This is a genomic window from Paenibacillus sp. FJAT-26967 (assembly GCF_001541095.1).
Lineage (GTDB): Bacteria > Bacillota > Bacilli > Paenibacillales > NBRC-103111 > Paenibacillus_F.
The window spans coordinates 1,431,229-1,456,057 of record NZ_LMXH01000001.1 but is presented as its reverse complement, the minus strand read 5'-3'; the positions used below and the strand labels follow the sequence as shown (position 1 = coordinate 1,456,057).

General features: G+C 49.4%; 25 protein-coding genes. 1 reads left to right on the top strand and 24 read right to left on the bottom strand.

The features are described 5' to 3' along the window. Window positions 1-14: 14 nt before the first annotated feature. The gene (lspA, locus tag AR333_RS06400) at window positions 15-494 is read right to left on the bottom strand and encodes a signal peptidase II (RefSeq protein ID WP_068774446.1); all 480 of its coding nucleotides are present in this window, start codon (window positions 492-494) and stop codon (window positions 15-17) included. Between the two features lie 154 nt (window positions 495-648). Between lspA and AR333_RS06395 the strand changes: the two genes are divergently transcribed. Then, window positions 649-1,386, top strand: coding sequence for a TraR/DksA C4-type zinc finger protein (locus AR333_RS06395; RefSeq protein WP_084783517.1), 738 nt, complete (start codon window positions 649-651; stop codon window positions 1,384-1,386). A 29-nt stretch (window positions 1,387-1,415) separates the two neighbouring features. Here AR333_RS06395 and AR333_RS06390 read toward each other — a convergent pair whose 3' ends face one another. The 23 genes from AR333_RS06390 to AR333_RS06280 all read right to left on the bottom strand — a co-directional run bounded on the left by AR333_RS06390 (window position 1,416) and on the right by AR333_RS06280 (window position 24,723). After that, window positions 1,416-1,787: a DUF5665 domain-containing protein gene (locus tag AR333_RS06390; RefSeq protein WP_253735735.1), complete on the bottom strand. Its 372-nt coding sequence runs from the start codon at window positions 1,785-1,787 to the stop codon at window positions 1,416-1,418. Between the two features lie 390 nt (window positions 1,788-2,177). Further along, a complete protein-coding gene (locus AR333_RS06385; protein WP_068774445.1) occupies window positions 2,178-2,663 on the bottom strand; it encodes a DivIVA domain-containing protein in 486 nt (161 codons plus the stop codon). A 119-nt stretch (window positions 2,664-2,782) separates the two neighbouring features. After that, window positions 2,783-3,574 (bottom strand): RNA-binding protein, encoded by a 792-nt coding sequence (locus tag AR333_RS06380; protein WP_172798805.1) that lies wholly within the window; start codon window positions 3,572-3,574, stop codon window positions 2,783-2,785. Further along, on the bottom strand, window positions 3,555-3,836 hold the full coding sequence (locus tag AR333_RS06375) for a YggT family protein (RefSeq protein WP_068774443.1): 282 nt from the start codon (window positions 3,834-3,836) through the stop codon (window positions 3,555-3,557). The genes AR333_RS06380 and AR333_RS06375 overlap by 20 nt, the downstream gene beginning before the upstream one ends. Before the next feature lie 30 nt (window positions 3,837-3,866). After that, on the bottom strand, window positions 3,867-4,298 hold the full coding sequence (locus AR333_RS06370; RefSeq protein WP_068774442.1) for a cell division protein SepF: 432 nt from the start codon (window positions 4,296-4,298) through the stop codon (window positions 3,867-3,869). A 75-nt stretch (window positions 4,299-4,373) separates the two neighbouring features. Then, window positions 4,374-5,057 carry a YggS family pyridoxal phosphate-dependent enzyme gene (locus AR333_RS06365; RefSeq protein WP_068774441.1) on the bottom strand — a complete coding sequence of 228 codons (684 nt, stop codon included), beginning with the start codon at window positions 5,055-5,057 and terminating at the stop codon, window positions 4,374-4,376. 54 nt (window positions 5,058-5,111) lie between these two features. Next, on the bottom strand, window positions 5,112-5,966 hold the full coding sequence (gene pgeF / locus AR333_RS06360) for a peptidoglycan editing factor PgeF (RefSeq protein ID WP_068774440.1): 855 nt from the start codon (window positions 5,964-5,966) through the stop codon (window positions 5,112-5,114). Between the two features lie 219 nt (window positions 5,967-6,185). Beyond that, on the bottom strand, window positions 6,186-6,482 hold the full coding sequence (locus AR333_RS06355) for a YlmC/YmxH family sporulation protein (RefSeq protein WP_068774439.1): 297 nt from the start codon (window positions 6,480-6,482) through the stop codon (window positions 6,186-6,188). Window positions 6,483-6,689: 207 nt separating this feature from the next. Continuing rightward, the gene (gene sigG / locus AR333_RS06350) at window positions 6,690-7,472 is read right to left on the bottom strand and encodes an RNA polymerase sporulation sigma factor SigG (RefSeq protein WP_068774438.1); all 783 of its coding nucleotides are present in this window, start codon (window positions 7,470-7,472) and stop codon (window positions 6,690-6,692) included. A 171-nt stretch (window positions 7,473-7,643) separates the two neighbouring features. Continuing rightward, window positions 7,644-8,582 carry an ABC transporter substrate-binding protein gene (locus AR333_RS06345; protein ID WP_068774437.1) on the bottom strand — a complete coding sequence of 313 codons (939 nt, stop codon included), beginning with the start codon at window positions 8,580-8,582 and terminating at the stop codon, window positions 7,644-7,646. A 67-nt stretch (window positions 8,583-8,649) separates the two neighbouring features. After that, window positions 8,650-9,372: an RNA polymerase sporulation sigma factor SigE gene (sigE, locus tag AR333_RS06340; protein ID WP_068774436.1), complete on the bottom strand. Its 723-nt coding sequence runs from the start codon at window positions 9,370-9,372 to the stop codon at window positions 8,650-8,652. A gap of 29 nt (window positions 9,373-9,401) precedes the next feature. Continuing rightward, the gene (gene spoIIGA / locus AR333_RS06335; RefSeq protein WP_068774435.1) at window positions 9,402-10,325 is read right to left on the bottom strand and encodes a sigma-E processing peptidase SpoIIGA; all 924 of its coding nucleotides are present in this window, start codon (window positions 10,323-10,325) and stop codon (window positions 9,402-9,404) included. A 200-nt stretch (window positions 10,326-10,525) separates the two neighbouring features. Continuing rightward, window positions 10,526-11,668 (bottom strand): cell division protein FtsZ, encoded by a 1,143-nt coding sequence (gene ftsZ, locus AR333_RS06330; RefSeq protein ID WP_068774434.1) that lies wholly within the window; start codon window positions 11,666-11,668, stop codon window positions 10,526-10,528. Window positions 11,669-11,893: 225 nt separating this feature from the next. Then, complete coding sequence (ftsA, locus tag AR333_RS06325; protein WP_068774433.1) at window positions 11,894-13,147, bottom strand: cell division protein FtsA; 1,254 nt, start codon at window positions 13,145-13,147, stop codon at window positions 11,894-11,896. A 363-nt stretch (window positions 13,148-13,510) separates the two neighbouring features. Next, the gene (locus AR333_RS06320; protein ID WP_253735734.1) at window positions 13,511-14,416 is read right to left on the bottom strand and encodes a cell division protein FtsQ/DivIB; all 906 of its coding nucleotides are present in this window, start codon (window positions 14,414-14,416) and stop codon (window positions 13,511-13,513) included. 95 nt (window positions 14,417-14,511) lie between these two features. Then, window positions 14,512-15,798 (bottom strand): UDP-N-acetylglucosamine 1-carboxyvinyltransferase, encoded by a 1,287-nt coding sequence (gene murA, locus AR333_RS06315; RefSeq protein WP_068774432.1) that lies wholly within the window; start codon window positions 15,796-15,798, stop codon window positions 14,512-14,514. A gap of 15 nt (window positions 15,799-15,813) precedes the next feature. Then, window positions 15,814-16,719 carry a UDP-N-acetylmuramate dehydrogenase gene (murB, locus tag AR333_RS06310; RefSeq protein WP_068774431.1) on the bottom strand — a complete coding sequence of 302 codons (906 nt, stop codon included), beginning with the start codon at window positions 16,717-16,719 and terminating at the stop codon, window positions 15,814-15,816. Between the two features lie 221 nt (window positions 16,720-16,940). Next, window positions 16,941-18,059: an undecaprenyldiphospho-muramoylpentapeptide beta-N-acetylglucosaminyltransferase gene (murG, locus tag AR333_RS06305; protein WP_068774430.1), complete on the bottom strand. Its 1,119-nt coding sequence runs from the start codon at window positions 18,057-18,059 to the stop codon at window positions 16,941-16,943. 5 nt (window positions 18,060-18,064) lie between these two features. Beyond that, window positions 18,065-19,162, bottom strand: a complete 1,098-nt coding sequence (gene spoVE / locus AR333_RS06300) for a stage V sporulation protein E (protein ID WP_068774429.1) — start codon at window positions 19,160-19,162, stop codon at window positions 18,065-18,067. A gap of 111 nt (window positions 19,163-19,273) precedes the next feature. Beyond that, entirely contained in the window at window positions 19,274-20,662 is a 1,389-nt protein-coding gene (gene murD / locus AR333_RS06295; RefSeq protein ID WP_068774428.1) for a UDP-N-acetylmuramoyl-L-alanine--D-glutamate ligase, read from the bottom strand. A 2-nt stretch (window positions 20,663-20,664) separates the two neighbouring features. After that, window positions 20,665-21,627 carry a phospho-N-acetylmuramoyl-pentapeptide-transferase gene (gene mraY / locus AR333_RS06290; protein ID WP_068774427.1) on the bottom strand — a complete coding sequence of 321 codons (963 nt, stop codon included), beginning with the start codon at window positions 21,625-21,627 and terminating at the stop codon, window positions 20,665-20,667. 190 nt (window positions 21,628-21,817) lie between these two features. Then, the gene (gene murF, locus AR333_RS06285; protein WP_068774426.1) at window positions 21,818-23,239 is read right to left on the bottom strand and encodes a UDP-N-acetylmuramoyl-tripeptide--D-alanyl-D-alanine ligase; all 1,422 of its coding nucleotides are present in this window, start codon (window positions 23,237-23,239) and stop codon (window positions 21,818-21,820) included. Beyond that, entirely contained in the window at window positions 23,236-24,723 is a 1,488-nt protein-coding gene (locus tag AR333_RS06280) for a UDP-N-acetylmuramoyl-L-alanyl-D-glutamate--2,6-diaminopimelate ligase (RefSeq protein WP_068774425.1), read from the bottom strand. Before AR333_RS06280 ends, murF begins: the two co-directional genes overlap by 4 nt. Window positions 24,724-24,829: the final 106 nt, after the last annotated feature.

Here is a 24,829-nt window from a genome sequence, read left to right as displayed (position 1 = left end):
CTCGCTGTTTTCGCTCATGATGCCGTCCCTCTTTTTTCTTTTTTCCAAGCAATAATGGAGTCAATAAAAATACAAATCACTCCGATTACAATCGCTGAATCTGCAATATTAAAGATTGGATACGTATAATTAATAAATTCAAAGTGGAACATCAGAAAATCCACAACTTCTCCAAACAGCAACCGGTCCAAGAAATTACCGACAGCTCCTCCCAGAACGAGAGCCAGCCCCATAGAAAGCCATTTTTGATCCAATTTGCGCGTGCGGTTTAAGTAAAATAAAATGCCGACGACGATGATCAGAGTCATAGCGATTAAAAACCAGCGCTGATTCTGCAGGATACTAAATGCTGCTCCGCGGTTACGATGAGAAGTGATCTGGAAAAACTCACCGATAACAGAAATGGTTTCTCCAAGTGCAAGATTTTTGACAATAAGCCATTTGGTTGCCTGGTCTAATAAAAAAACAATGAGGGCGATAATATAATACCTCAAACGAATATTCCTCCTCTAAATAAGTGTGTGGATTTGCACCTGGATGGGTGACGATGTTGACTGGGTCCCATGCTTGGAATTTCCACTTTAAAAAGAGAGCCCTTCGTAAACCCTATCTGTATAGGCCAACCTTCCGAAGGGAGTTGTAAACCCCGTGTTATCATTAAATACGCAGCAAATCGGACAAATCAGGCAACAATTGATGACAGAGCGGCAAGAACTTAATAAGCAGCTTGAAAATGACGAGCACTTCGGGTTGCGTGATTCATTACGGGACAATACGGGCGAATTATCCACATACGATAACCATCCTGCCGATCTGGGAACCGAGCTTTTTGAACGGGAGAAAGATATCTCGCTGCTGGAGAATGTAGAAAATCATTTGAACCAGGTCAACCTGGCTCTCGAGAAAATGAATGCAGGAACCTATGGTCTATGTGCCGAATGCGGCAAAGCTATTCCTTTTGAAAGACTAAGCGCCATTCCAACGACATTGTACTGCTATGAGCATGTTCCGGATCGCTATGCCTCCGACCGCCGGCCTTTAGAGGAAGCCGTTCTAGCCCCTCCCTTTGGCCGGACCAGCCTGGATGAACTCCCTGAGCAAAATCAGTTTGATGGAGAAGACGCCTGGCAAATCGTGGAAAGTTGGGGAACCTCCAACTCCCCCGCTATGGCCGAAGACAATCAGGTATCGGATTACAACGACATGGCCATCGAAGCGGATGAATTGGACGGGTATGTGGAACCTTTCGAAAGTTTTCTTGCCACCGATATATACGGTAATCATCTCACAATTATACGGAATAAAGCTTACCGGTCTTATCTCGATAACAACGAAGGGGACCCGCTTCTTGAACCGGACTATGATTCGGAGGATACGCAGAGCTGATGGCCAGTCTCTGCGTTTTTCTCCTCCAATTAATAGAACCGGCGGCCTTCTAGCTGAAATTGCACATACTCCACTATATCCGCAATGTATTCTCCTACAATCGGCAGATTAAGGGCCCCCAATGCTTTCAGCGCATACAAAATCGTTCCTGCAAATACCGTGATCCCTAGACCCAATCCGACTCCCCGGGTTACACCCGCTATGAGATTGCCCAGAATGAGCTTGCGCGGTTTGTTCATCAGATCTACATAATCCGCAATTTGTGTTCGTTCTATGTTTGCGGAAATTTCTGTTACCTTCGCATGAATTTGATTCAGCAAGCGGATATCGCTAACTTCTGCCGATGAATCGTTCAAGGATTCGTCTTTTTCTTCCGTGCTGGTTTTATCCATAAAGTCCATAGAGTACGCTCCTGCTTTCACAGTGCTCAGTCCTATTCATGTAACAGCGGAACATAGGGTCTTGTCCCCTGTACTACGTTACCAGGAACTGAGATGCGACACCTGCAGATGGTACCGGCAAAGTGTCGGATACTCCTTGTTGTGCCCCATTCCAGCAGTCACTATCCGGAACCCCTCTACAATTCTCGCTATTAGCGACGGATATTTGTATGACTGTATCCACACAGGGCCTGCGGAATTGAAAAAACTTCTGCATCCCAAAGGGATGAGAAGTTTAGAGCTCGCGGCTTGAATCCAGTCATCGCTTTTGCATAGATTCAGTTAAATAGAAGCCTAGCCGCTTCCAAGTACGAACATCAATAAAGCGCGCGTACCCGGCTTAGGACATTGTTATTTCTCCAGCTCCAGCACTCTGTCGTGATCAAGTGTTTTCCAACCGTCATCTTGAAGCAGTTCCAGCTGCGCTTCCAAAAGGGTACGGAAACGGGTACGGTAAATGGAAGCCTGCTTCTTAAGCTCTTCGGTCTCCACAGAGATTTTGCGGGAGCGGGTCAGTGATTCGTTAATGATCCGGTCAGCGTTCTTCTCTGCTTCCTTAAGAACGAGCTGTGCTTCTTTCTTCGCGTTATTCCTCACTTCATCGGCAGCTTCCTGTGCGACGATAATGGTTTTACTTAGCGTTTCCTCGATATTGGAGAAATGGTCCAATCGTTCTTGAAGGGCCAAAATTTGATTCTGCAGCTCTTTGTTTTCACGGATAATCGCTTCATAATCTTTGATGACCTGATCCAAAAACTCATTGACCGCATCCTCATCATAGCCCCGGAATGAGCGTGCAAACTCTTTATTATGTATATCCAGTGGTGTTAAGGGCATGGTGCACCTCCTAAAATGTTAACCGGTTGGAGCGTTTGTATGGTTATGAAAATATTGATGGGTATTGTAGGCTTTCGACAGAAAGATCAGAAATCCTTCATTTCTCGCATCTATCCCTGTTAAGCATATTTACCTATCTTAATCCGCATCCTGCCTTTTTTCGTCGTGCCCTCTACTTCGAGCACACGGAATCGCCCAAAGCCTTGTAAAGAAACGACGTCTCCTTCTTTGAGCGGAACACTCGGATTCTCCTCGGGCTTCCAGTTCACCTTGCATTTACCCGCTCCAATAGGAACCAGCACTTTAGCCCGGCTTAGTCTGAAAACATCACTAACCACACCATCCAGGCGCAAAGATGCGACAGACAATGTCATCTCTTCCAGCCTGACAGGTGAAGCTATCAGCTTGTCGATGGGCAGAATTTCGGTCACGACATGAACACGATGAACCTGGCTCAGGTGAAGATGCAAATAATCGGCAGCCTCTTCCGCTACAACAAAGTGGCAGCCTTCCGGAGAAACATGGATATCTCCTACTTTATCCCGCTTCATGCCAAGCGCCAGTATCGCGCCCATATAGTCGCCGTGAGTAAGGGTCTGGAATTTGCTGTCTCCGGACTCGACCGACAGAACTCTGAGGCCCATGTCCTCACTAGCCATATCGAGATAATCCGGGCCGATTATCGCCCTTCTTCTCTCCGCATCCGGAAATCCGCCATCCAGTCGTATCTGCACATCGGGATTCCGATTTATTAAAGTCGATACGATAAACGATTGCCTCGGATCCAGAAAATCGGTCCGTTTTACTTTGTGGTGGGACGCATTCTCGATCCACTCCTGAGCCCGGTCTACGAACGCATGCTCATCCGGATGAAAATGTCCGTAGATTCCCTTAGCCACCGATCCATCCATAGATAAAACCGATGACTACTTTGAGTCCATTGACGACTAGCCAGAAAACACCCATTGCTACGATTGGCGAAATATCCAGCGGGCCGATTGGAGGGATAAACCGGCGGAATGCGCTCAAGTAAGGTTCCACCAGCTTGGCGAGCATTTCTCCAATAAAGCTTTCCCGGGCATTAGGGAACCAGGATAACAATACATAGCCGAAAATCATGTAGAAGTAAATTTGAGCAAGTGTGTCAATTAATGAGTAGATTTGAAAAAGCAATCGCCTTCACCTCAACCTTTTTATCCAATGCTAAGCTTCATGCAGAAAATCCGAAATGGAACCTTGAATTTCAACCGAATCCGGGGCGCACAGGAATATATTCGGTCCGATTTTGGAGATCGAACCATTGAGCGCATACACGGTTCCGTTCAGAAAGTCAAAAATCCGAACGGCTTGTTCGGGGCGAACTCTTTGCAAATTAACGACAACGGTTCTGCGTGAGCGCAGATGATCGGCAATTTCTTGCGAATCGTCGAAGGAATGCGGTTCATGGAGTACTACCCGGCTGTTCTTCTGTGAATGAATACTTACAATGTTATTTTTATTTTGCTGTTGTTTCGTACGTTGTTCCTGCAAAGGGGTTTCAGGTTCTTCTGGAGTTTCGATGATTCTTTCACGCTCCACAATCTCTTCTTCCTCCTGCAGCCCGATAAAATTCATGAATTTGTTCATAACGCCCATCCTGATTTTCCTCCTTTTATGGATAAGATGGTGTAGTTGCCGCTAACGACGAACCTGCACTAAAATTCCTATAAGCTAAGACTTGCCGACTAGGACCGAACCGAGCCGAACCCAAGTCGCCCCCTCTTCAATGGCTACTTCGAAGTCTCCCGACATCCCCATCGACAAATGAGGGACAGGATAAGGCAGGATTTCTCGCGCGTTCAGTTGATCCCTCAGCTCTCTAAGCTGCCTGAATACGGGACGGGTTGCCTCTGCTTCCGATTCCAGCGGAGCCATAGTCATTAAGCCTACGATGCGCAAATGAGAATACGAAAGCAGTTGTTCCGCGAATGCTTCCAATTCCTGAGGCGGAAGCCCATATTTGGATTCTTCTCCGGAAACATTCACTTGAATAAAGCAATCCACAGTAATATTTCTTTTGGCTGCTTCTTTCTCCAACTCTTTAGCAAGCGATAAACGGTCCAAAGAATGAATATAAGCAAACTTGCCTATAACCTCTTTGACTTTGTTGGTCTGGAGATGACCGATAAAGTGCCACTCCCCCCGTTGTCCCAACGCTTCCCACTTTTCCTTAGCATCCTGCCAGCGGTTCTCACCAACCTGATTCAACCCATGGTCAAGAGCTTCGCGTGTCGCTTCCAATGAAACATATTTAGTGACCGCAATTACTCGCACATCGGCAGAGTTACGGCCGGACCGCCTGCACGCTGCCTCCACGCGCCGATCCACTTCATCTATGCGGGCTTGCAAATTCATCAGCTGCGGTTCACTCCTTTCTTGCTGTCTTCAAGACTAACCGTATAAGCCGGTTTATTCCTCTCTCAGACCGATCCAAGCGGCCATCCGACCTGTTAATCCCTTTTCTTTACGGTGGGAATAAAACGAATCGGTTGCACAGCTTGTACATAACTTTGTTACTTCTATGCGTGACGACAAAATTCCTGCTTTCTCAAGAAATTGTCGGTTGCATTCCTGAAGATTTAATTGGTATTTACCTTTATTTTGAGGCATTACGACACGATCTGTATCTTCCTGCGGGGCACCTATCTCCTCATGCGCCTTGTAGACGCGATCAGCAACAGTATCATCGACTTCATAGCAGCAGGCCCCTATAGAGGGCCCTATGGCTGCGTACACCTCGTCAGGACGACTTCCGAAAGACCGGGACATGGAAGCCAGTGTCGCCGCCCCAATATTAAGCACAGTGCCTTTCCAGCCAGCATGAGCCAGACCGACAACCCGGTTTACCGGATCAATCAAATAAATCGGCACGCAGTCCGCAAACAAGGCACACAACATAACGCCTTTGTCGGCAGTCACGAAGGCGTCCGTATCCTGAAGAGCATCGGCCCGGGACAATCGCCCTTTTCCTTTCATCTCTGCGCTGACAACGGCAACATCTTTGCCGTGGACCTGCTCGCCGAAAGTGAGGGCTCCGAAAGGGACATTCAGGGCCTCTGCGAGCTTCTTGCGGTTGTCAATGACGTCGTCCTCCCCGTCATTGACATGAAGACCCATGTTCAGCGAATCAAAAGGCGCCGAGCTTACACCGCCGTGCCGCGAAGTGAATCCGGCCTGCAGAAAAGGAAAACGTTCCTGCAGCCCGGAAAGCACAAACAGCTCCGGCTCCCCTGCGTTAGTTCTCGTACGTACAAACGGTTCCATGCTTGTCCCTCCTGTTTCGCCTCGTGCAACGTCCTTGTGCTTGTTCAAGTGTATCACAAGCAGTCAAGGAACGACAAAAATCTATCTGGACTCAGCTCAGTTGGCTGCTTCCTATTGGAAATTATTATATGATCCAAGTTCCCCTGTATCGTTATTGCACCTGTTGTCCCCGTATTAAGAGGAACGTAATCACAGCTCCGAAGCGTTTATCTTCTTTTATTACCCCCGTCCGCTGCGATTATAATCAACTGTTTCGCTTTCTTCTACAGCCCGGTGAGTTTTGGCATCATCCAGCTTTACGAGCACCACATCCGCGCCGATTTTGACGATGTGTTTCCAAGGGATGATAATATCCGTCCCTCCGCCAAACAAACCAAAAAACTTGCTGTTATTAGGAACTACAATGGAGTCGATCCTGCCCTGCCGGAGGTCAAGTTCCAGATCACTGATTTGGCCGAGCTTCTTCCCGTCGACGATATTAATGACGTCTTTCGTCTGAAAATCCGATATTTTCATTGTACCGTCCCCACGCTTTCAGGTTATTCGCCCGTTTACTCTAGTATATGAAAGACCCGGTCAAAATGTCCTGCTAAACGTAAGAAATCCTCCTTGTGTAGGATTAATGAAGAAAGGCGGACTGCTGTGTACAGATAAATTGCAAAAAAAGCCCGGTGCCCCGGGCTTTCAATTTCGTTCATTTACTTGTAGCTTCAAAACCTGGAATCAGCTTCTCACGTACTTTTGCATCTGTGAGATAGCCGATTTCTCTAACCGGGATACCTGAGCTTGAGAAATGCCGATCTCATCGGCGACTTCCATTTGCGTTTTACCTTCGAAGAACCGCATCGACAAAATCATTTTTTCACGGGAGCCCAGCTTTCTCATGGCTTCTCTTAGCGCAATGCCTTCGATCCAAGACATATCTTTGTTGCGCTCATCGCTAATCTGGTCCATTACATAAATAGGATCTCCACCGTCATGATAAATGGGTTCAAACAGCGATACAGGGTCCTGAATGGCATCCAGTGCAAATACGACATCTTCTTTCGGTACATTCAGCGCCTCCGATATTTCGTAGACGGTAGGTTCGCGTGAATTTATGTTGGTCAGATTATCGCGTACTTGTAGAGCTTTATAGGCAATGTCCCGCAACGACCGGGAAACACGGATCGGGTTATTGTCCCGTAAATATCTGCGTATTTCACCTATAATCATCGGCACCGCATAAGTAGAGAACTTAACATTCTGGCCCAGATCAAAGTTGTCTATAGCTTTCATAAGACCGATACAACCCACCTGAAAAAGATCGTCGACGAACTCGCCGCGGTTATTGAAACGCTGAATGACACTGAGAACCAGTCTCAAGTTGCCATTAACCAGTTTCTCCCTTGCAGATCTGTCGTTCTTCGTTTGCAGGTTAGCGAAAAGCTCACGCATTTCTACATTTGTAAGAACAGGTAGTTTGGCGGTATCGACACCACATATTTCGACTTTATTTCTGGTCACGGTGATTACCTCCCAAGGAGAAACATTACTGTTAATTATCTCCGGGGACCGTGTTTTTATGCGCTTGAATCTGTGGTCTTACACGCTTGACAAGTGCGGAAAAATTGCTCTCTCCTGCCCTTGTTGGTTCGAATTCGCTTTCATGAATCGAGAATTTTTTTCTGAAAAAAATTAAAAGACCTCAGGATGTAAATGTTCAGCCAGCCAGGTTATTGTTTCCGGCAGTTTGTCCAAGCGATACGCCTGCTCCTTAATTTCAAATATTTGACGGTTCTTTACCGCTTTAATAGAGGACCAGCCTGAACGTTTGTCAGGATGTATAAAAGAAGTTGATGCTTTTGAATAATCAGCAGTATAAATAACATCCGGATCTTCCTCCACGATGTTGCTCTCATTCAGATGAACATAGGGATTGGACTTGCCCGTGCTTTCATCCTCTGCGATATTAATGCCGCCTGCCACCTTTATGACATCATTCAGCCAATGAGTGCCTGGCAATGTCAAGCCTGTATAACCGGCATGATTTGCTTGATCCTGCTGAAAAGAAAGTTCCCAGTAAACTTTCTTTACAGTATTCTTTTCTACAACGTTCCTAACGTACTGGACGCTTTGGTTCACTTCCTCTACCCATTGCTTCGCTTCAGTTGCCCGGCCCGTTAGTACGCCAAGTTCCCGAATCGCTACTTGCAGCTCGCGAATATTCTTAGCCTCAAAAAATAAGGGCTGGATGCCCGAATTACCAAGTTTGTCGGACAGTAAGCAGGCTCTCTCATCGATATGGTCTGACAAGGCAATAACTGCATCCGGTTCGGCTTTTTGGATTTCATTTAAGTCAGCCCATTCATAGGCTTTTAATCCCGCTTGCTCACGATCCCATGGAATAATTCGGGACGATAAATTCAACCTATTCATCAATTCATCCTGATTTTCATAAAGCAGAACCATTCGCTCCAGCTTCAAATTCTGCTCGATTTTGTTTCCGCACGAATCTTCGCCCGTATATTTCTCTTCCAAAAGATTTGGATCTGTTTGCTTAAAAGCACAGCTACTTAACAGGAGTATAAAAATAATGGCCTTTATGGTTGATTGTATTGTTCCGCTAATCTTCATCCTTCTCTTTCCCGCTTTCTTATTCCTTCTTATAAAGAAGCCTACCACATATGTGATAGGCTTGGGGTTAAACCATTTTATTAAACTCTTTACGAAGACGTTTGATAATGCGCTTTTCCAGACGGGAAATATAGGACTGGGATATACCAAGCTGATCCGCGACATCCTTCTGCGTCTTCTCCTCGCCATCCTGAAGGCCAAAGCGAAGCTCCATGATCGTACGTTCGCGCTCCGTCAACTTATCCAGTGCTTTATGCAGCAGCTTGCGGTCTACCTGCTCTTCGATATTGCGGTATATCGTGTCGTTCTCCGTACCGAGAACGTCCGAGAGCAGAAGCTCGTTGCCGTCCCAATCAATATTGAGCGGCTCATCAAATGAAACCTCGGAGCGGATTTTACTGTTGCGGCGCAGGTACATCAGAATTTCATTTTCAATACAGCGTGATGCGTAGGTAGCCAGCTTGATTTTCTTTTCCGGATCGAACGTATTCACCGCTTTTATGAGGCCGATGGCTCCAATGGAGACAAGATCCTCAATATTGATTCCGGTGTTCTCAAACTTGCGAGCTATATAGACAACCAGCCGGAGGTTGCGTTCGATCAGCATGGCGCGGATAGCGGCATCGCCGGACGGCAGTTTTCCCAGCAAATATTCTTCTTCTTCCCTTGTCAAAGGCGGAGGCAGCGCTTCGCTTCCTCCTATGTAATAAATTTCTTCCCCTTTTAGACCTAATAAGATTAGAAAACGGTAGTAAAAAATAAGCATCTGTAATTTCCATTTGACCCGCATAACAGCTTCCTCCCACTCATAACCTTTCTTTAACTGGCATCCACCAGCTTCGGATGAATAATGGCATGATATGCCCCGTCCCCGGACAATTGACCGCCGTCTAGTCCAATCAGTACCTTCGTTGCTTCTACTTGGCCGCTGCTTTGAGTGATGATTACTTTATCCGGCTTAATCGCCAGCATAAATTGAGTACTGCGGTTCACTCCCCGATACGGTATCAGCCTCAAGCGGTCCTGCCACACAAACTCTCCTTCTGTACCCATTGCCGTAATGATCTGTTCTACTTCAGCCGCGCGAATCCGTTTCAGCCATGAATCCGGGAGCTGCGCCGATAACCTTGAGGCTTCCATTACCATAACCGGCGTACGGGTCAGCGGATCATACAACTGGTTCCCCGTATCAATTAAGCCTGTACACTGAAACACTACCCCTTCGATTACAACCGTCACTTCAGCTAAATGAGTGGTCAGTTCCTCCTTTCGTTTGACGCCCGCAAAAATCAGCCGGTACAGCACCAAGGTGCCTCCGCCAAGCAGAATCACGGTCCATGTTTCGATTCTCAGAGTAAAACTCGCTGTACCGGTCTGACTGAATAAAATTCCATTCATGATATCTCCAGAAGTTTGGAACACATAGTTTAAACCGAATATACCGCCGGCTCCTGCAAAATTGACCAAGTAAAAAGTGCCAAGAGTACGTAGAAATTGCTGCAAACTGCCAAAGCCGAAAGCGATCCAGATCATACCTAGGGAGACGAAAAGCTTAATGACAAACGTAAACAAAAATGACAAAGGCGGTACAAACATCATGACTACGTAAGACGCACCCAGCGCTGCAGATAGAACCATTCTCCATGGATTAAAGGAGAGTCTGCGCGTCCTAGCGGTTACGAATAAAATTGCCGCATCAATCACGACGTTCAACAGGAAAATCAGATCCGCGTAAACGACCAATTTTCCTCACCCCCGAGCGGATGAAACTAGTATATTAAACTGTAACTTCAAAGTCTGTCTAAACGTGCGGAAGACGGCCAACTATTTTTGTCGCATGTTGGGGGAAAAGAAAAAAGCCGTCATAACCGAAGTATTTCGGTTATAACGGCTTTTGCCCGAAGATGTATGATGTCTCCGAATAAAAGAAGTCCGTAAAGGAATTATTTGTCGAGGTTATTGCGTCCACGGTTCCGAAGGAACGTAGGTACTTCAAGATCCCCCGGCTGTCCGCCAAACGGCCGCAAGTTGTTAACTCGCTGCTGCTCGGTCTGCTGCTGGGTTTGCTGAGTCTCGGGCTGTGTCATATGCTGTGTGCCCGGACGGCGATTCTGTGGCTGCGGCGGCTGCGGATTATGCTCAAAGCCGGTCGCGATCACCGTAACCATAATTTCTTCTTTGAGGTTCTCGTTAATTACCGCACCGAAGATCATGTTTACCTCAATATCAGAAGCAGAAGCGACAATATCTGCAGCTTCATTCACTTCATACAGACTAAGATTGTTACCGCCTGTAATATTCATCAGTACGCCCCGTGCGCCTTCAATCGAAGTTTCAAGCAACGGACTCATAATCGCTTTCTTAGCAGCTTCAGCGGCACGATTCTCGCCCGTAGCTACACCGATTCCCATAAGAGCAGAACCGCGTTCCGTCATAATCGTCTTCACGTCAGCGAAGTCAAGGTTAATGAGTCCCGGTACCGCAATCAGGTCCGAGATGCCTTGCACACCTTGACGAAGCACGTTATCCGCTTGGCGGAATGCTTCCAGCATCGGTGTTTTCTTATCGACAATCTCAAGAAGCCGGTCATTCGGAATGACAATAAGAGTATCTACTTTTTCTCTCAGAGCGGCAATCCCCTGCTCTGCGTGTGAAGCACGCTTGCGTCCTTCAAAAGTAAACGGGCGAGTTACAACACCAACCGTAAGCGCGCCGCACTCTTTGGCAATCTCAGCAATTACAGGAGCTGCACCAGTACCTGTGCCGCCGCCCATCCCTGCGGTCACAAACACCATATCAGCGCCCTTAAGGGTGTTCATGATAATATCACGTGATTCTTCTGCCGCTTTCTTACCTACCTCAGGATTAGCGCCCGCTCCTAATCCACGAGTCAATTTATCCCCGATTTGGAGCTTATGCTCCGATTTGGCCAGATGAAGGGCTTGGGCATCCGTATTCACCGTAATGAATTCGACACCCTGCACTCCATTTTCAATCATCCGGTTAACTGCATTACTACCGCCGCCGCCTACACCGATGACTTTTATCTGGGCCAGTTGTTCTATATCCAGATCAAATTCAAACATAGCAGTCAATGTCCCCCTAACTTAACTTTCCGTGAGCTTACTGCTCAAAATGGGTAACGCGCCTATTAGGCACGGCATTCTTAAGAGCTGCACACACTTCGAGTCATTCTGTTGGATGTATAATGGTGTGCTTGTCCCGCCGCCATTGAACACTCATCGGTCTATGGCAGGACACTTGTATCCATAACCGGTAAAGAAGCCTAAGAAACAGCTGATCTTGTCCCGTTAAATAAATTCTTTGAGAAAATTTTTGACTTTGTCAAACCAGCCAGGGCTTGATTCAGTCTGGGGTGTTTTGACAGCAGCTGGTTTAGCTGCCTGCTTCTTCGGCGTTGCACTGACCGGGCGGTTTCGCATAAACTTACATACAAATTGGATGATTCCAACTCCGCTTGTATACGCAGGATCGCGTACCCCGATATAATCAGGCACTGCGATACGAACAGTTGCAGCTAATTCTTCCTGGGCGATAATGAGCGTCCCGGGTAAAGATACGGTACCTCCTGTAAGGACGTAACCGCCAGCCGGATCTCCATATCCAAGGCGATGTGTCTCCGTGCGGATAAGGTGGAAGATCTCTTGGACGCGAGGCTCTATAATATTGGCCAAGTCAATCTGCGAGAATTCTTTGTCCACCTGACTACCGATCCGGTTTACCTTAAACACCTGGTCCGCAACGGAATCCTGTATCGTTGCACATCCATATTTCAATTTGATCTTCTCCGCAATATCCATTTGCGTGCGAAGTCCGATTGAAATATCGTTGGTTATGAAGTCACCGCCGATAGGCAGTGTAGACGTCGCTACAAGATTGCCCTGATCGAACACTGCGATCGTGGTCGAGCCTGCTCCGATATCCACGAGCACAGTTCCGATCGATTTCTCATCCTTCGATAACGCCAGCTGACCGGATGCCAGTGACATCAGAATCAACCCCGCTACTTTCAAGCCTGATTTTTCTACAACACGGAGCAGATTATGTATGCCCATCTTAGCGCCAGTGATGATGGTGGATTGAACTTCCAGTCTTACTCCGATCATACCCCTGGGCTCATGTATGCCTTCTTGTCCGTCTACCAGATATTGATTAGGTACAATTCCGATAATTTCGCGCTCAGGAGGCAGCGCTATTACTTTCGCTGCTTGTATAACCCGTTCGATGTCTTCTTCGCCGATTTCGCGATCTTCATTGGAGACGGCTACGACGCCGTGACTGTCCTGAAGCGCGATATGGTTCCCCGTAATCCCGACGTAAACATCGGTAATTTGTATGCCAACCATTCTTTCAGCATGATCGATCGCAGAGCGGATCGATTGTACAGTCTGGTCGATATCAACGATGGCACCCTTGCGAACGCCTTCCGAATCGGCGGATCCTACTCCTATTATATTAATGGTTCCGTTTACGACTTCCCCAATAATAGCACGAACCTTGGATGTACCGATGTCTAAACTAACAATGATGTCATTGTTGCTCAAGCCCTTGGCACCTCCTGTGAAATGATATCAGGGCATTGCCCGTCATTGCTTTTTACATTTATTCAACGTGACGGCTTGTTTCCCTCTTTTTACAACATTTTTTTTAAGAAGCCTCATAGTCTATAATTTCTACTTACGAACCGTAAAAATAGAATACCATAAAATCAATTCTAACACTAATTTAATAGGCTGGATAGTAATATTTTCCTGAGAATTACCTGAGGATACGGTTAGAAAACAGCCCTGTTCAGATGCCTTTTGCGCTAACTTCCACCTTCATTATCGGCAGAATATCTCTAGTCTGTTAGAGACATTTTGCGGAGCCCATAACAGGTTCAGTTAACCGAATTACAACCTTCCGAATCACTCTGTCTTACGCTGATCCGGCGGAGGGGAGCTTTTACCTGTACTTGTTCCTGTACTTGTTCCTGTACTTGCTTTACCAGGAGCAGCTTCTGTCTGCTTGTCAGCAGAATTCGAAGATTTGGGAGCTTTGACTTTTGCATCCTTGTCGCCTGTTCCTGTACCGCTGCCCGGTAAGTGATCGTCTGTTTCCAGTAGTACCAGCACACCTGACGTTACTTTGCTTTCCTGCATGCTGGTGATATAAGCGGACAAATTCTTGATTTTATCCGGCAGATAGCCGACCGTTGTAATCACTTCAAACTTGGAACGGGTATATATCTTGATTTTATCCCCATAGGCTTCGGAAGGGTCCGGACGAATCTCTGAGATGTCCGACAGATAACCAGCAGGAATAGCAGACAGAGCCAGGCAGAGCGCCTTCCTATTCGGGTCTTTATCCGACCAGCCCGTCAGAATAGGTTTGTCAACAGGAATATCTTCATCGGGAACTGCAACCGCAGAACCATCGGCAAGGACCGCCTGCCTCGACCCGTCCGCCCCAATTTGAAAAGCGACACGAGGGTACTCATGGACAACGACCCGCAGCTCGCCCGGAAAATGCTTGGTCACCTCAGCGGTCTGGACCATATGCAGAGCAGCTACCTTCTGGCGCACACTCTCCGTATTGACTGCAAAGAAATGATCGCCCGCCTGAACAGCAGCAGCTTGTCCTATCTCCGCCGAAGTCAGCATTTCGTTCCCTTCTATGCGAATCTCACTGATCCGGCTGAGTGATGAACGAAAGAACAGCACGGCTAGTATAGTGATGAAGAACAGGAACAGCAACATGAGCAGTTTGCGGTTCGTCCGTGTTCTTCTTGGTTTAGGGTTCGGCAGAACCGGGACTCTATTATCTTCTGGCAAGCCACACCACCCCCCTGCTCATTTCCTATGCATGTGTGAAAGTCTGAAAACCTCGTATCCCCTCCTGTAAGCAGGAAGGGACTAGAGGCACTGCATTATTCACTGGTAATTGGCGTTTCATCCAGAATTGGCGCCTGACGGCGAATACGCGCACCAAGACATGTCAGCATTTCCTCAATACGGTCATATCCCCGGTCTACATGATGAATCTGTTCCACGACCGTAGTCCCGTGAGCAGCCAGCCCCGCAATAACAAGGGCAGCGCCCGCTCGAAGATCTGTCGCTTCAACGGTTGCCCCGTATAATCTTGGAACTCCTTTTATGAAAGCAGCGTTAAAATCAACATGGATGTCCGCCCCCATCCGGGTCAACTCATCTACATGCTTGAACCTGCTTTCGAAAATGGTTTCCTTCATTATACTGACACCGTCGGCTAAGGAAAGAAGTACCATAACCTGCGATTGCAGATCCGTCGGGAAAGACGGGTGCGGCGCGGTTACGATACGCTCCACGGCCTTAGGCCTTATCGGAGCATGCACATTTATTATATCATCGTGAACTGTAATTTGAACACCTGCGCGGCGAAGCACATGAATAGCGGAGTTCAGATGGGCCGGGCATACGCCTTCCAGCGTCACACTTCCCCGTGTGGCTGCTGCGGCTACCATAAAAGTACCGGCTACAATGCGGTCCGGAATAATTCTGTAACTGCAGGCGGAAAGGGTCTGAACGCCCCTGATCGTAATCGTGTCTGTTCCGGCGCCGATAATATCGGCTCCCATCTCATTCAGAAAGTTCTGCAAGTCCTGGATTTCCGGTTCTCTGGCTGCGTTGGAGATGGTTGTAATACCGTCGGCTACCACGGCGGCCATCATCACATTCTCGGTAGCGCCGACACTCGGAAAATCAAGTGTAATGTCCGCCCCTCTTAAACGATCTGCTGTGCAAATGATGGTATTCCCCTTCTCCTCAATTACCACACCCAGAGCTTCCAGGCCTTTCAGATGCAGATCGATTTTACGTTCCCCGATTGCACAGCCTCCGGGTTGATACACCTGAACACTGCCGAATCTTGTGAGCAGAGGGCCCATCAGGAAAATCGACGAACGCATCTGCTTCATCAGCTCTTCCGGAACATGGGAGCTGTTCAAACGCGTTGTATCCAGCACAACTGTATCGCCGTCGTGTTCGGCGCTGCACCCGAGAGAGCGCAGAATACCCAGCATTACTTCAATGTCGAGCAGTTTCGGGACATTGCGCAGCGTATGGGTTCCGGCTGCCATGATGCTTGCCGCCAGAATAGGCAGCGCCGCATTTTTAGCGCCCTGGATCCGAACGGCTCCCAAGAGGGGTTTTCCACCTTCGATTACCAACTTCTCCAATGTCTCACCTCCGAATTACCTCTCACCCACCACCAGTACTTCGGGTTGCAGCTCCACGCCGAATTTCTCCAGCACGGTGCGCTGAGCCAGTGCAATGAGGGCAAGAACATCCTCGGCCGACGCTTCGCCGGTGTTCACAATGAAATTCGCATGCAGCGGAGAAATGACGGCTTCGCCTATCATCGTTCCCTTGAGGCCGGCCTCTTCTATCAGCTTGGCGGCATGGTTGCCTTCCGGATTACGGAATACACTTCCGGCGCAAGCAAGCTGAAGGGGCTGCGTTCTCAAACGGCGGGCTTTGTGTGCAGCAAGCGCGCTCGCAATTTGCTTGCGGTCGCCGTACTTCAGTTCGAATACCGCTTCGGTCACAATGCCGGGCAGCGTATGCAGGACCGAATGCCGGTATGCATACTGCAAGTCGCTATTGCGCATGGTTATCAATTCCCCTGTGTCCAGCAGCACTTCAGCCTGTTTAAGAATGCGTGACACATCAGACCCATGAGCTCCCGCGTTCATGTAAACGGCGCCTCCCACTGACCCCGGAATGCCTCCGGCGAATTCAAGCCCGGTCAATCCTTCCTTGCCGGCCATTACGGTTAATTTGATAAACGAATAAGCTCCTCCTACATACGCCGTTTCTCCTTCAAAACGCAGGTTCTCAAAATCCCGGCTTAATTTAATGACGGCTCCACGGATTCCTTTGTCTCCAATAAGCAGGTTCGATCCCCGCCCTATTATGGTCCATGGCGTCTCATGCTGCCTCAGGAGCCTGACGGTCGCCGCCAGCTTCTGTTTATCTTCCGGGATGATGAGCAGATCGGCAGGACCGCCGATTTTCCAGGTCGTATACGGAGCCAGCTTTTCGTTCGTCAGGATTTCACCCACCTGGGCCGCTTGCAAGTCTGATATTAACTGGTGCATGGGAAAACCTCCTTCACAGAACTTTAAGGGAGATGAAGCTTTGCCGGGCTTCTGAATATACAGATGCGCCGGGTCCGGATCCGACATGAATAACAGCGTAACGGGTCCGGTACGGCTTCGCCTTAGGTTTCTGCCACGGTTATAGTGTAGTTTATGTAGAAGTCGATAGAGTGTGACAATCGCCTATACGGTTTGCCAAAACCGCATAGACGGCAGGTCCTTTAAGATTTACGGACGATCCTGTTCAGCTCCTGAACAACCAGAGAAGCCGAATCGCGCTGACCCATGCGGGCAGATTGCTTCGCCATGTGTTCCCAGCGCAGCGGATCGGTCATGATTTTATTGATTTGATCGAAAAGCGCGGAGCCGCTCAAATCCTTCTCCAGCAGCATGACAGAACCGCCTTCGTCCGCAAGGGAGCGGGCATTATGCTCCTGATGATTGTCTGTCACATTCGGTGACGGAATAAGGATCGAAGGAATGCCCAAGGCGGTAATCTCGGCCATCAGGGATGCGCCTGCACGGTTCACGATCAGTTTGGAAGCTGCCAGAACTTCCGGCATATTATGGATATACGGGAGCACCTGAAGATTATCCGGCAGGGCTCCGGCAGCTTCCACGATACGGGCAGAGGTCGAATCGTAATAAGACTGGCCTGTCCCGAATACGAAATGAGTGCCGGGGAGTCCCTTGACCAGCGGAGCGAGTTCGATCATCGCTTCGTTAATGGCTTTGGCGCCCCGGCTGCCGCCGACGACAATGACTAGCTGGGCATCCTGAGGCAGACCCAGAGATGCCAGACCTTTGGTTTTGTCCGCCTTGACCATAGATGTGGCTCGGGGATTACCGGTGTACACAACTCGCCCCGCATGGGGGAATTTCCCCTCAGTCCCCCGGAAGCTTACTGCTACTGTATCCACGTAGCGGCTCAGAAAGCGGTTCGTAAGGCCCGGAAGAGCATTCTGCTCATGAATGAGTGTCGGAATGCCGAGCCGGGCCGCAGCGAACAGCACAGGGCCGCAAACGTAGCCTCCCGTGCCCACAACCGCGTCTGGACGGTATTGTTTCAAGATACCTTTGGCACGCTGAACACCACGCAAAAAGCGCACAACTGTCTTCACATTATCCAGAGAAGCGAGTTTACGGCGAAATCCTGTAATTTCAACGGCTTCAAAAGGCATGTTCAGCCCGGAGCGCGCAACGATATCACGCTCCAAGCCGGAACTTGTACCTATATATAAAAATTCAGAACGGGGCTGATCGGAAAGGCATTGTTCACCAATGGCCAGAGCCGGGTATACATGCCCTCCCGTACCTCCCCCGCTAAATACGATTCGCATGCGTTTCACCTCGAGTAGCGGGATATATTGAGCAGAACGCCAATGGACGTCAGCATAAGCGTGAGGGAAGATCCCCCCGCACTTATAAGCGGCAAGGTAATCCCGGTAATCGGGAACATCCCTATAACAACGCCGATGTTAATAATGACCTGGACCGCTATCATGCCTACAATACCTACGGCCACCAGGCTGCCGAACGTATCAGGCGCGGTTATAGCCGTACGCATCCCTCTCCACACCAGTATAGTGAACAGAAGAAGGACCGCAGAGCCTCCTATAAAACCGAGTTCTTCTGCAATAATAGAGAAAATAAAGTCCGTCTGAGGCTCAGGCAGATAGCTGTATTTCTGTCTGCTCATCCCCAAGCCGAGTCCGACAAGGCCTCCCGGTCCTATCGCATACAGCGATTGAATCGCCTGATAGCCGGCACCCTGCGGGTCCGACCAGGGGTCCATAAAAGCGGTAATCCGCTGCAGCCGGTAAGGAGCCGCAATAATCAGCCCCACAAAGCCGGCAAGCCCTGCCAGTCCCAGATACGACAAGTGCAGAATCCTCGCTCCGGCCGTATAAATGACAAGCAGTGAGGCACCTACAAGAACGGCTCCTGTACCCAGATCGGGCTGAAGCATAATAAGCCCGAATGCGAGTCCCACTAATCCGAGCGGGGGAAGCAGACCTTTGGTGAAAGACGTGATCTGAGACTGTCTGTCGGACAAAAGTTTCGCCAGGAAAATAATCATGCCGATTTTCATGAACTCAGAGGGCTGAATACCGAAAGATCCGATTCCGAGCCAGCTTCTCGCCCCGCCACGAACAACTCCGACACCCGGAATCAATACGATAAGCAGCAAGCCGAAACAGAGCAGCAGGCCGACTTTGGCGTACTTTTTCCAGATTAGATAGTCGGTATTCATCGTGAAAAACATGGCGGTGATGCCCAGCACGGCGAACAAGAGCTGTCTTTTCAGATAATAGAACCAGTCCCCGTATTCGCGAAAAGCCATGACACCGCTGGCGCTGTAAACCATAATGACGCCGATCGTTAAAATAAGTAAGGTAGATACAAGAATCCATACATCCGGAGCGGATCGCGCTTTAGCCATAGGAACACCTCTTACGAATAAGAATGTCGGGTGTCTAAAACCATTGCTTCCAGGGTGACTGACGATACCGCTTCCTAAGACGCGGATGAAGAAGGCTTGACTACCCGTTCCTTAAAGATTATGCACGGACTCCTTAAACATGCGTCCCCGTTCTTCATAAGAAGGAAACATGTCCCAACTGGCACAGGCCGGAGAAAGAAGAACAATGTCATCTTCCCCTGCCAGCCTGACTGCCGCCTGGACGGCTTCGCTTATCGCTTCCGCACTGTTAGCAGTATCGACCGTTTCTACACCGCTCAACCCCGCTTCTCGGGCGACACGGTTTATTTTCTCCCTTGTCTCGCCGAGCGTAACAATTGCCTTCACACGGGATTTCAGGAGAGGCAAAAGCTCCGAATAATCCGATCCCCGGTCGAGCCCGCCCGCAATAAGAATAATCTTCTTATCGAAAGCTTCAACCGATTTCGTCGTCGCTGCCGGATTGGTGGCCTTGGAATCATTATAGAAGGAGACACCGTTATGCTCGGAAACAAATTCCAGGCGATGTTCCACGCCGTGAAACTCTTTCAACACTTTGGCGATCGCCCCTGTCGTTGCACCTGCACTTAAAGCAATCGCCGCTGCAGCCATTGCATTCTCGATATTGTGACTGCCCCGAATACCCAGCTCTTTGGCAGGCAAGATCGGCTGGACGTTTCCGTCCTTATCCCGATAAGTTAGAACCCCGTCTTCTGACAGATAGACACCGTGGTCCAGCACTTTCCGCCTGGAGAACAGCATCACCTGCGCCTGGCTTGTATGGACAAGACTCTGGCAGACTGGATCATCGGCATTAAGAACGGCCATATCTTCCTGCGTCTGATTGGCAAACAGCTTGGCTTTCGAAGCCGTGTAATCTTCCATCGAACCATGGTAGTCCAGATGAGTCTCATACACATTGAGCAGAGCAGCGATGGCCGGGCGGAATTCATGTGTACCCTTGAGTTGAAAACTGCTCAGTTCGACGACCATCCAATGATCGGGCGAAGCCTCTGCAGCAGCCTCGGTCAAAGCCCGCCCGATATTGCCTGCCACAATAGGCTGAAGCTTGTCTTCTTCCAGGATAAGGCCGACGAGCGTGGTCGTCGTTGTTTTTCCGTTGCTTCCCGTAATTCCGATAATCGGCGCTTTACAAATCCGGTAAGCAACCTCCACCTCCGTAACGACTTCGACTCCCTGTTCCACAGCTTGGACAATGGGAGGCGCCGTGTACGGGATGCCCGGGTTTTTGACCACCAGTACAGTGTCCCCGCTGATCAGGTCAGGCGGATGCCCCCCGCAAACAACAGAAATTCCCAAGGCCTCCAGTTCGTCAGCCTCAGGACTCGTTTCACGCGATTTGCGGTCATTAACTATGACTTGCGCCCCAATCTCATGAAAAAATTTGGCCGCTGCGACCCCGCTGCGCGCCAGGCCGAGTACGACCACTTTCTTTCCCCGGTACTCGCTCGGATGCTTCATTGCTATAACACCTCATTCATATAAAGTCCCACTGCCGCCAAAACAAGACCCGTCGCCCAAAATGTTGTTACAACCCGCCATTCCGACCATCCCACAAGCTCAAAGTGATGGTGAATCGGGCTCATGCGGAAGATACGTTTGCCTGTGGTTTTAAAAGAAATAACTTGAATGACGACCGATAAAATTTCAATCAGGAACACACCGCCGATAATGGCAAGTAAGAGTTCGGCTTTGGTCAGAATCGCAACAGCAACCAGACCGCCTCCGATTCCCAGAGAACCCGCATCTCCCATAAATACTTTGGCGGGATGCGCGTTAAATACAAGAAAGCCAAGTACCGCTCCAACCATAGCTGCAGAAAAAATTGCGGCTTCCGGCTGGGTATTGTTCATTGCGATAATGGTAAATGCGCCGAAAGCAATCGCGCTTGTACCGGCGAGCAGACCGTCAAGTCCGTCGGTAAAGTTGACAGCATTCGAAGCGCCCAGCATAAGAATGGTCATCAAAGGGAAGTACAGCCACCCGGTATCGAACGAAACATCAAATCCGGGTACAAAAAGTTCCGTACTGTGTCCGGATGTAACCAGAAGCACACAGATAACAGCCGAAACGACCAGCTGCCCGATCAGCTTCTGCTTAGCGTTAAGACCTAACGACCGTTTAAATGCGATTTTAATATAATCATCGAGAAAACCGACAAGCCCATATCCCAGGGAAGCGATCAGCAAAATCCACAGCTCGGTGTTACTGTCCGAGAAGCGAAGAGCCGCAATAGTCAGCGCAATCAGAATGATAATACCGCCCATGGTAGGTGTTCCTTGCTTTTTTTGATGGCTTTGCGGCCCTTCCGTGCGGATTTGCTGTCCGAATTTCAGTCTTCTGAGAAGAGGAATGAACAGCGGGCCCGAGATGAGAGCAAGCAGAAATGCTACTCCCATCGTGAATAAGATCACTTTTAACTCCACGATTTCTATCCTCCTACAAAGCTCTCCTGCGGGAAAGCTGCTATCAAGCGTTTATCGAACAAGAACGGCTGTTCATATATCAACCGCTCTGCAGTGCATGGTCTTAAATGAGTTTAATCTTACGTTTCTTTAACGCCGACCGACGTTCATTTGTTGCTTAGCTTGCCGCCCAATATTTATGACCCGTGCGCTACTGGGCCAACAGAGCGTCTGCGACTTCTTCGAGCCTCATACCGCGAGAGGCCTTGACAAGGACGAGGTCTCCGGGCTTCACTTGAGCCGCCAGCTCCGCCGTCAAAGCTGCTTTGTCCTCATACCAGCGAGAGCGATCCGAACCGAATCGTAAAGCTGCCGACTCTGCGATAAACCGGCCTAACGGTCCGTAGGCGTATACACCGGCAAGCGAATCGGGTGAGAGCAAGGCCCCGATCTGACGGTGATATTCCTGCTCCTGCTCGCCCAGCTCCAACATATCCCCGAGTACAACGTACTTGCTCGAGTAGCCTTCAAGCTGTTCGACCAGACGGATTGCCGCTCTCATCGAGCTCGGAGAAGCATTGTACGCATCGTTGAGTACCGTAACCTCAGAAGGGGATATTGTCTTCTCGATTCGCATCCCCGTCATCTGGAGTCCTGCAAGTCCGCGTCTAATATCGCCTTCGGACACGCCGAGCGTACGCCCTACCAGGATTGCCGCAAGCGCATTATCAACGTTATGCTCGCCCAGCAGCGGAATGTAATAGTTCTCGCCATCGGAATCGGCTTCCGAACTCTGAGGCGTGCTGACCGTAAAATGAGTCCCTTCCTCGTCCATACGGATGCTGACCGGAAAGAGATCATTGGTCTGACTTCGTCCAAATCGAATTTGTGTCATACTGCCCGGCTGCTTCATCTCCGGAAGCACCAGCGGGATAAGAGGCTCATCCCCGTGATAAATAAATGTGCCCCCATCAGCCAGACCGCTAAGAATTTCAGTCTTGGCCCTCGCAATTTCTTCTCTTGAGCCAAGCTGTAGCAGGTGGGCATCCCCGATCATGGTCACGACAGCCACATCGGGATCGGCAATTTCGGAGAGCAGCTCAATCTCTCCACGGCCGCTCATTCCCATCTCAACGACCGCTACCTGCGTATCTTCCTCGAGCTGCAGCAGCGTCAGAGGCAAGCCGATATGGTTGTTCAGATTCCCTTTGGTCTTATGGACGCTGAAGGCGGTTCCCAGTACAGAGCCAATCATATCCTTTGTTGTTGTTTTACCGTTGCTGCCTGTAATTCCGATGATCCGGACAGGCAGGGACTGGCGATACCCGTGGGCGAGTTTTTGCAGCCCCTGCAAAGTATCTTCGACCAGCAGCAGCGGCATTCCTTCCGGCCGCTCCGGACGGTTTCTCTGCCATAGTATGGCGGAAGCTCCCCGGGCGGCTGCTTCGGCGGCAAATGCATGGCCGTCAAAGCGTTCCCCGACGAGAGGGACGAACAAGCTTCCGGAAGTTATCGTTCTTGTGTCGGTGGATACAGAATCAATGAAGACCCTATCCCCGTCTGTAGAGGAAGCCGGGAGGACCAGTTCGGCGCCGGACATCCGAGCGATCTCATTCAAAGTAAGTCGTTTCATCTCTTCAGGCTCCTTAATGCGGCGCGCGCAACAAGACGATCATCAAAGTCATGTTTGACCCCTCCGATGTCCTGGTAGGTTTCATGTCCTTTTCCCGCTATCAATACTACATCGTCAGGGCCTGCCTCTTCAATAGCCTTTTGAATCGCTTCGCGCCGTTCGGTTACAAGCCGATACTGTTCTCTCGAAAGTCCGGCTTCCTCAATTCCCGGTACGATATCATGCAGAATCGCTTCCGGCTCTTCTGTCCTCGGATTATCCGAAGTAACATACAAGTCATTACTCAGAGCAGCAGCTACCCGGCCCATCAAAGGACGTTTAGTCCGATCACGGTCACCGCCGCAGCCGAACACACATCTGACCCGGCCCGCCGCAAATTCACGTATGGATTCCAGCGCGTTGCTCAGACCGTCCGGCGTATGCGCGTAGTCAACCAATACCAGAAAGTCCTGGCCTTCGTCCACCACTTCCATCCGGCCGTCGACGCCCGGCATGCTTGCCAGGCTATCACGCACTTGAGTCAATGTAAGTCCTTCCGCTAAGCATACCGAAACCGCAGCAAGAGCGTTATACACATTAAACAGACCAACAAGGTTCATCCGCATCGGCATGGTGCCTGCAAATGATTCCACCTCGAATTCAGTACCTTTGGCGGTAATTTTCACATGACTGGCCTTAACGGCGCATTCCTGCTTGACTCCGTATGTAATCACTTCAGCAGCGGTTAATCGGGCTAGACGCTCAGAAGCCGGATCATCCCCGTTCAGAATAGCATACTGCTTATACTCAGGCAGGGGTGAGAATTCGTTGCCGAGCCGAGAGAACAAGAGTCCTTTGGCCGCTTCATATTTATCCATCGTCTCATGATAATCAAGATGGTCTTGAGATAAATTTGTAAAAACTCCAGAACGGAACCGGATTCCTTTGACCCGTCCCAAATCCAGGGCATGCGACGAAACTTCCATAATACAATAATCCGTGCCTTCATCTGCCATACGGCGGAATGTATCTTGCAGAGCGGAAGCCTCCATCGTGGTTCTTTCCATCGGAATAATCTGAGATCCTACTCTAGCGGAAATCGTCCCCATCAAACCTGTCCGGTACCCCTGATCGCGTAAAATGTGCTCCACCAGGTAACTTGTCGTTGTCTTGCCGTTCGTTCCGGTTATTCCGATTACTTTCATATTCCGGCTCGGATATTGATATACGTGCGCGGAGAATACCGCCATTGCATGTCTTGAATCACTTACGATAATCTGAGGGATATCAAGATCAAGTCTTCGTTCGGTGACCAGAGCCGCCGCTCCATTCCCGATCGCGACAGAAGCGTAATCATGTCCGTCGGATACGAATCCGGGTACACATACGAATAAATCTCCCGTATGCACTTGACGAGAATCGGTTGCGATTCCGGTAATCTCGGTTGTTTCATCCCCTACGAGCTTGCAAATCAAAAGCTGAGAAGCCAGTTCTTTCAGCTGCATGTTCTATCGCCCCCACCATTTGCACGAAAAAGTTAATTTTGAATTGCCGGTATTTGATTAGTACCAGTATGGACAAAAGTCTGACAAGAAAGAAGCGCCGAAACAA

Excerpts from the sequence above, each read along its gene's own strand:
- AR333_RS06390 (WP_253735735.1), bottom strand. The coding sequence starts at position 1,787 with ATGGACTTTATGGATAAAACCAGCACGGAAGAAAAAGACGAATCCTTG.
- AR333_RS06385 (WP_068774445.1), bottom strand. The coding sequence starts at position 2,663 with ATGCCCTTAACACCACTGGATATACATAATAAAGAGTTTGCACGCTCA.
- AR333_RS06380 (WP_172798805.1), bottom strand. The coding sequence starts at position 3,574 with ATGGATGGATCGGTGGCTAAGGGAATCTACGGACATTTTCATCCGGAT.
- AR333_RS06370 (WP_068774442.1), bottom strand. The coding sequence starts at position 4,298 with ATGGGCGTTATGAACAAATTCATGAATTTTATCGGGCTGCAGGAGGAA.
- AR333_RS06365 (WP_068774441.1), bottom strand. The coding sequence starts at position 5,057 with ATGAATTTGCAAGCCCGCATAGATGAAGTGGATCGGCGCGTGGAGGCA.
- pgeF (WP_068774440.1), bottom strand. The coding sequence starts at position 5,966 with ATGGAACCGTTTGTACGTACGAGAACTAACGCAGGGGAGCCGGAGCTG.
- AR333_RS06355 (WP_068774439.1), bottom strand. The coding sequence starts at position 6,482 with ATGAAAATATCGGATTTTCAGACGAAAGACGTCATTAATATCGTCGAC.
- AR333_RS06345 (WP_068774437.1), bottom strand. The coding sequence starts at position 8,582 with ATGAAGATTAGCGGAACAATACAATCAACCATAAAGGCCATTATTTTT.
- sigE (WP_068774436.1), bottom strand. The coding sequence starts at position 9,372 with ATGCGGGTCAAATGGAAATTACAGATGCTTATTTTTTACTACCGTTTT.
- ftsZ (WP_068774434.1), bottom strand. The coding sequence starts at position 11,668 with ATGTTTGAATTTGATCTGGATATAGAACAACTGGCCCAGATAAAAGTC.
- murB (WP_068774431.1), bottom strand. The coding sequence starts at position 16,719 with ATGCACCAGTTAATATCAGACTTGCAAGCGGCCCAGGTGGGTGAAATC.
- murG (WP_068774430.1), bottom strand. The coding sequence starts at position 18,059 with ATGCGAATCGTATTTAGCGGGGGAGGTACGGGAGGGCATGTATACCCG.
- spoVE (WP_068774429.1), bottom strand. The coding sequence starts at position 19,162 with ATGGCTAAAGCGCGATCCGCTCCGGATGTATGGATTCTTGTATCTACC.
- murD (WP_068774428.1), bottom strand. The coding sequence starts at position 20,662 with ATGAAGCATCCGAGCGAGTACCGGGGAAAGAAAGTGGTCGTACTCGGC.
- murF (WP_068774426.1), bottom strand. The coding sequence starts at position 23,239 with ATGAAACGACTTACTTTGAATGAGATCGCTCGGATGTCCGGCGCCGAA.
- AR333_RS06280 (WP_068774425.1), bottom strand. The coding sequence starts at position 24,723 with ATGCAGCTGAAAGAACTGGCTTCTCAGCTTTTGATTTGCAAGCTCGTA.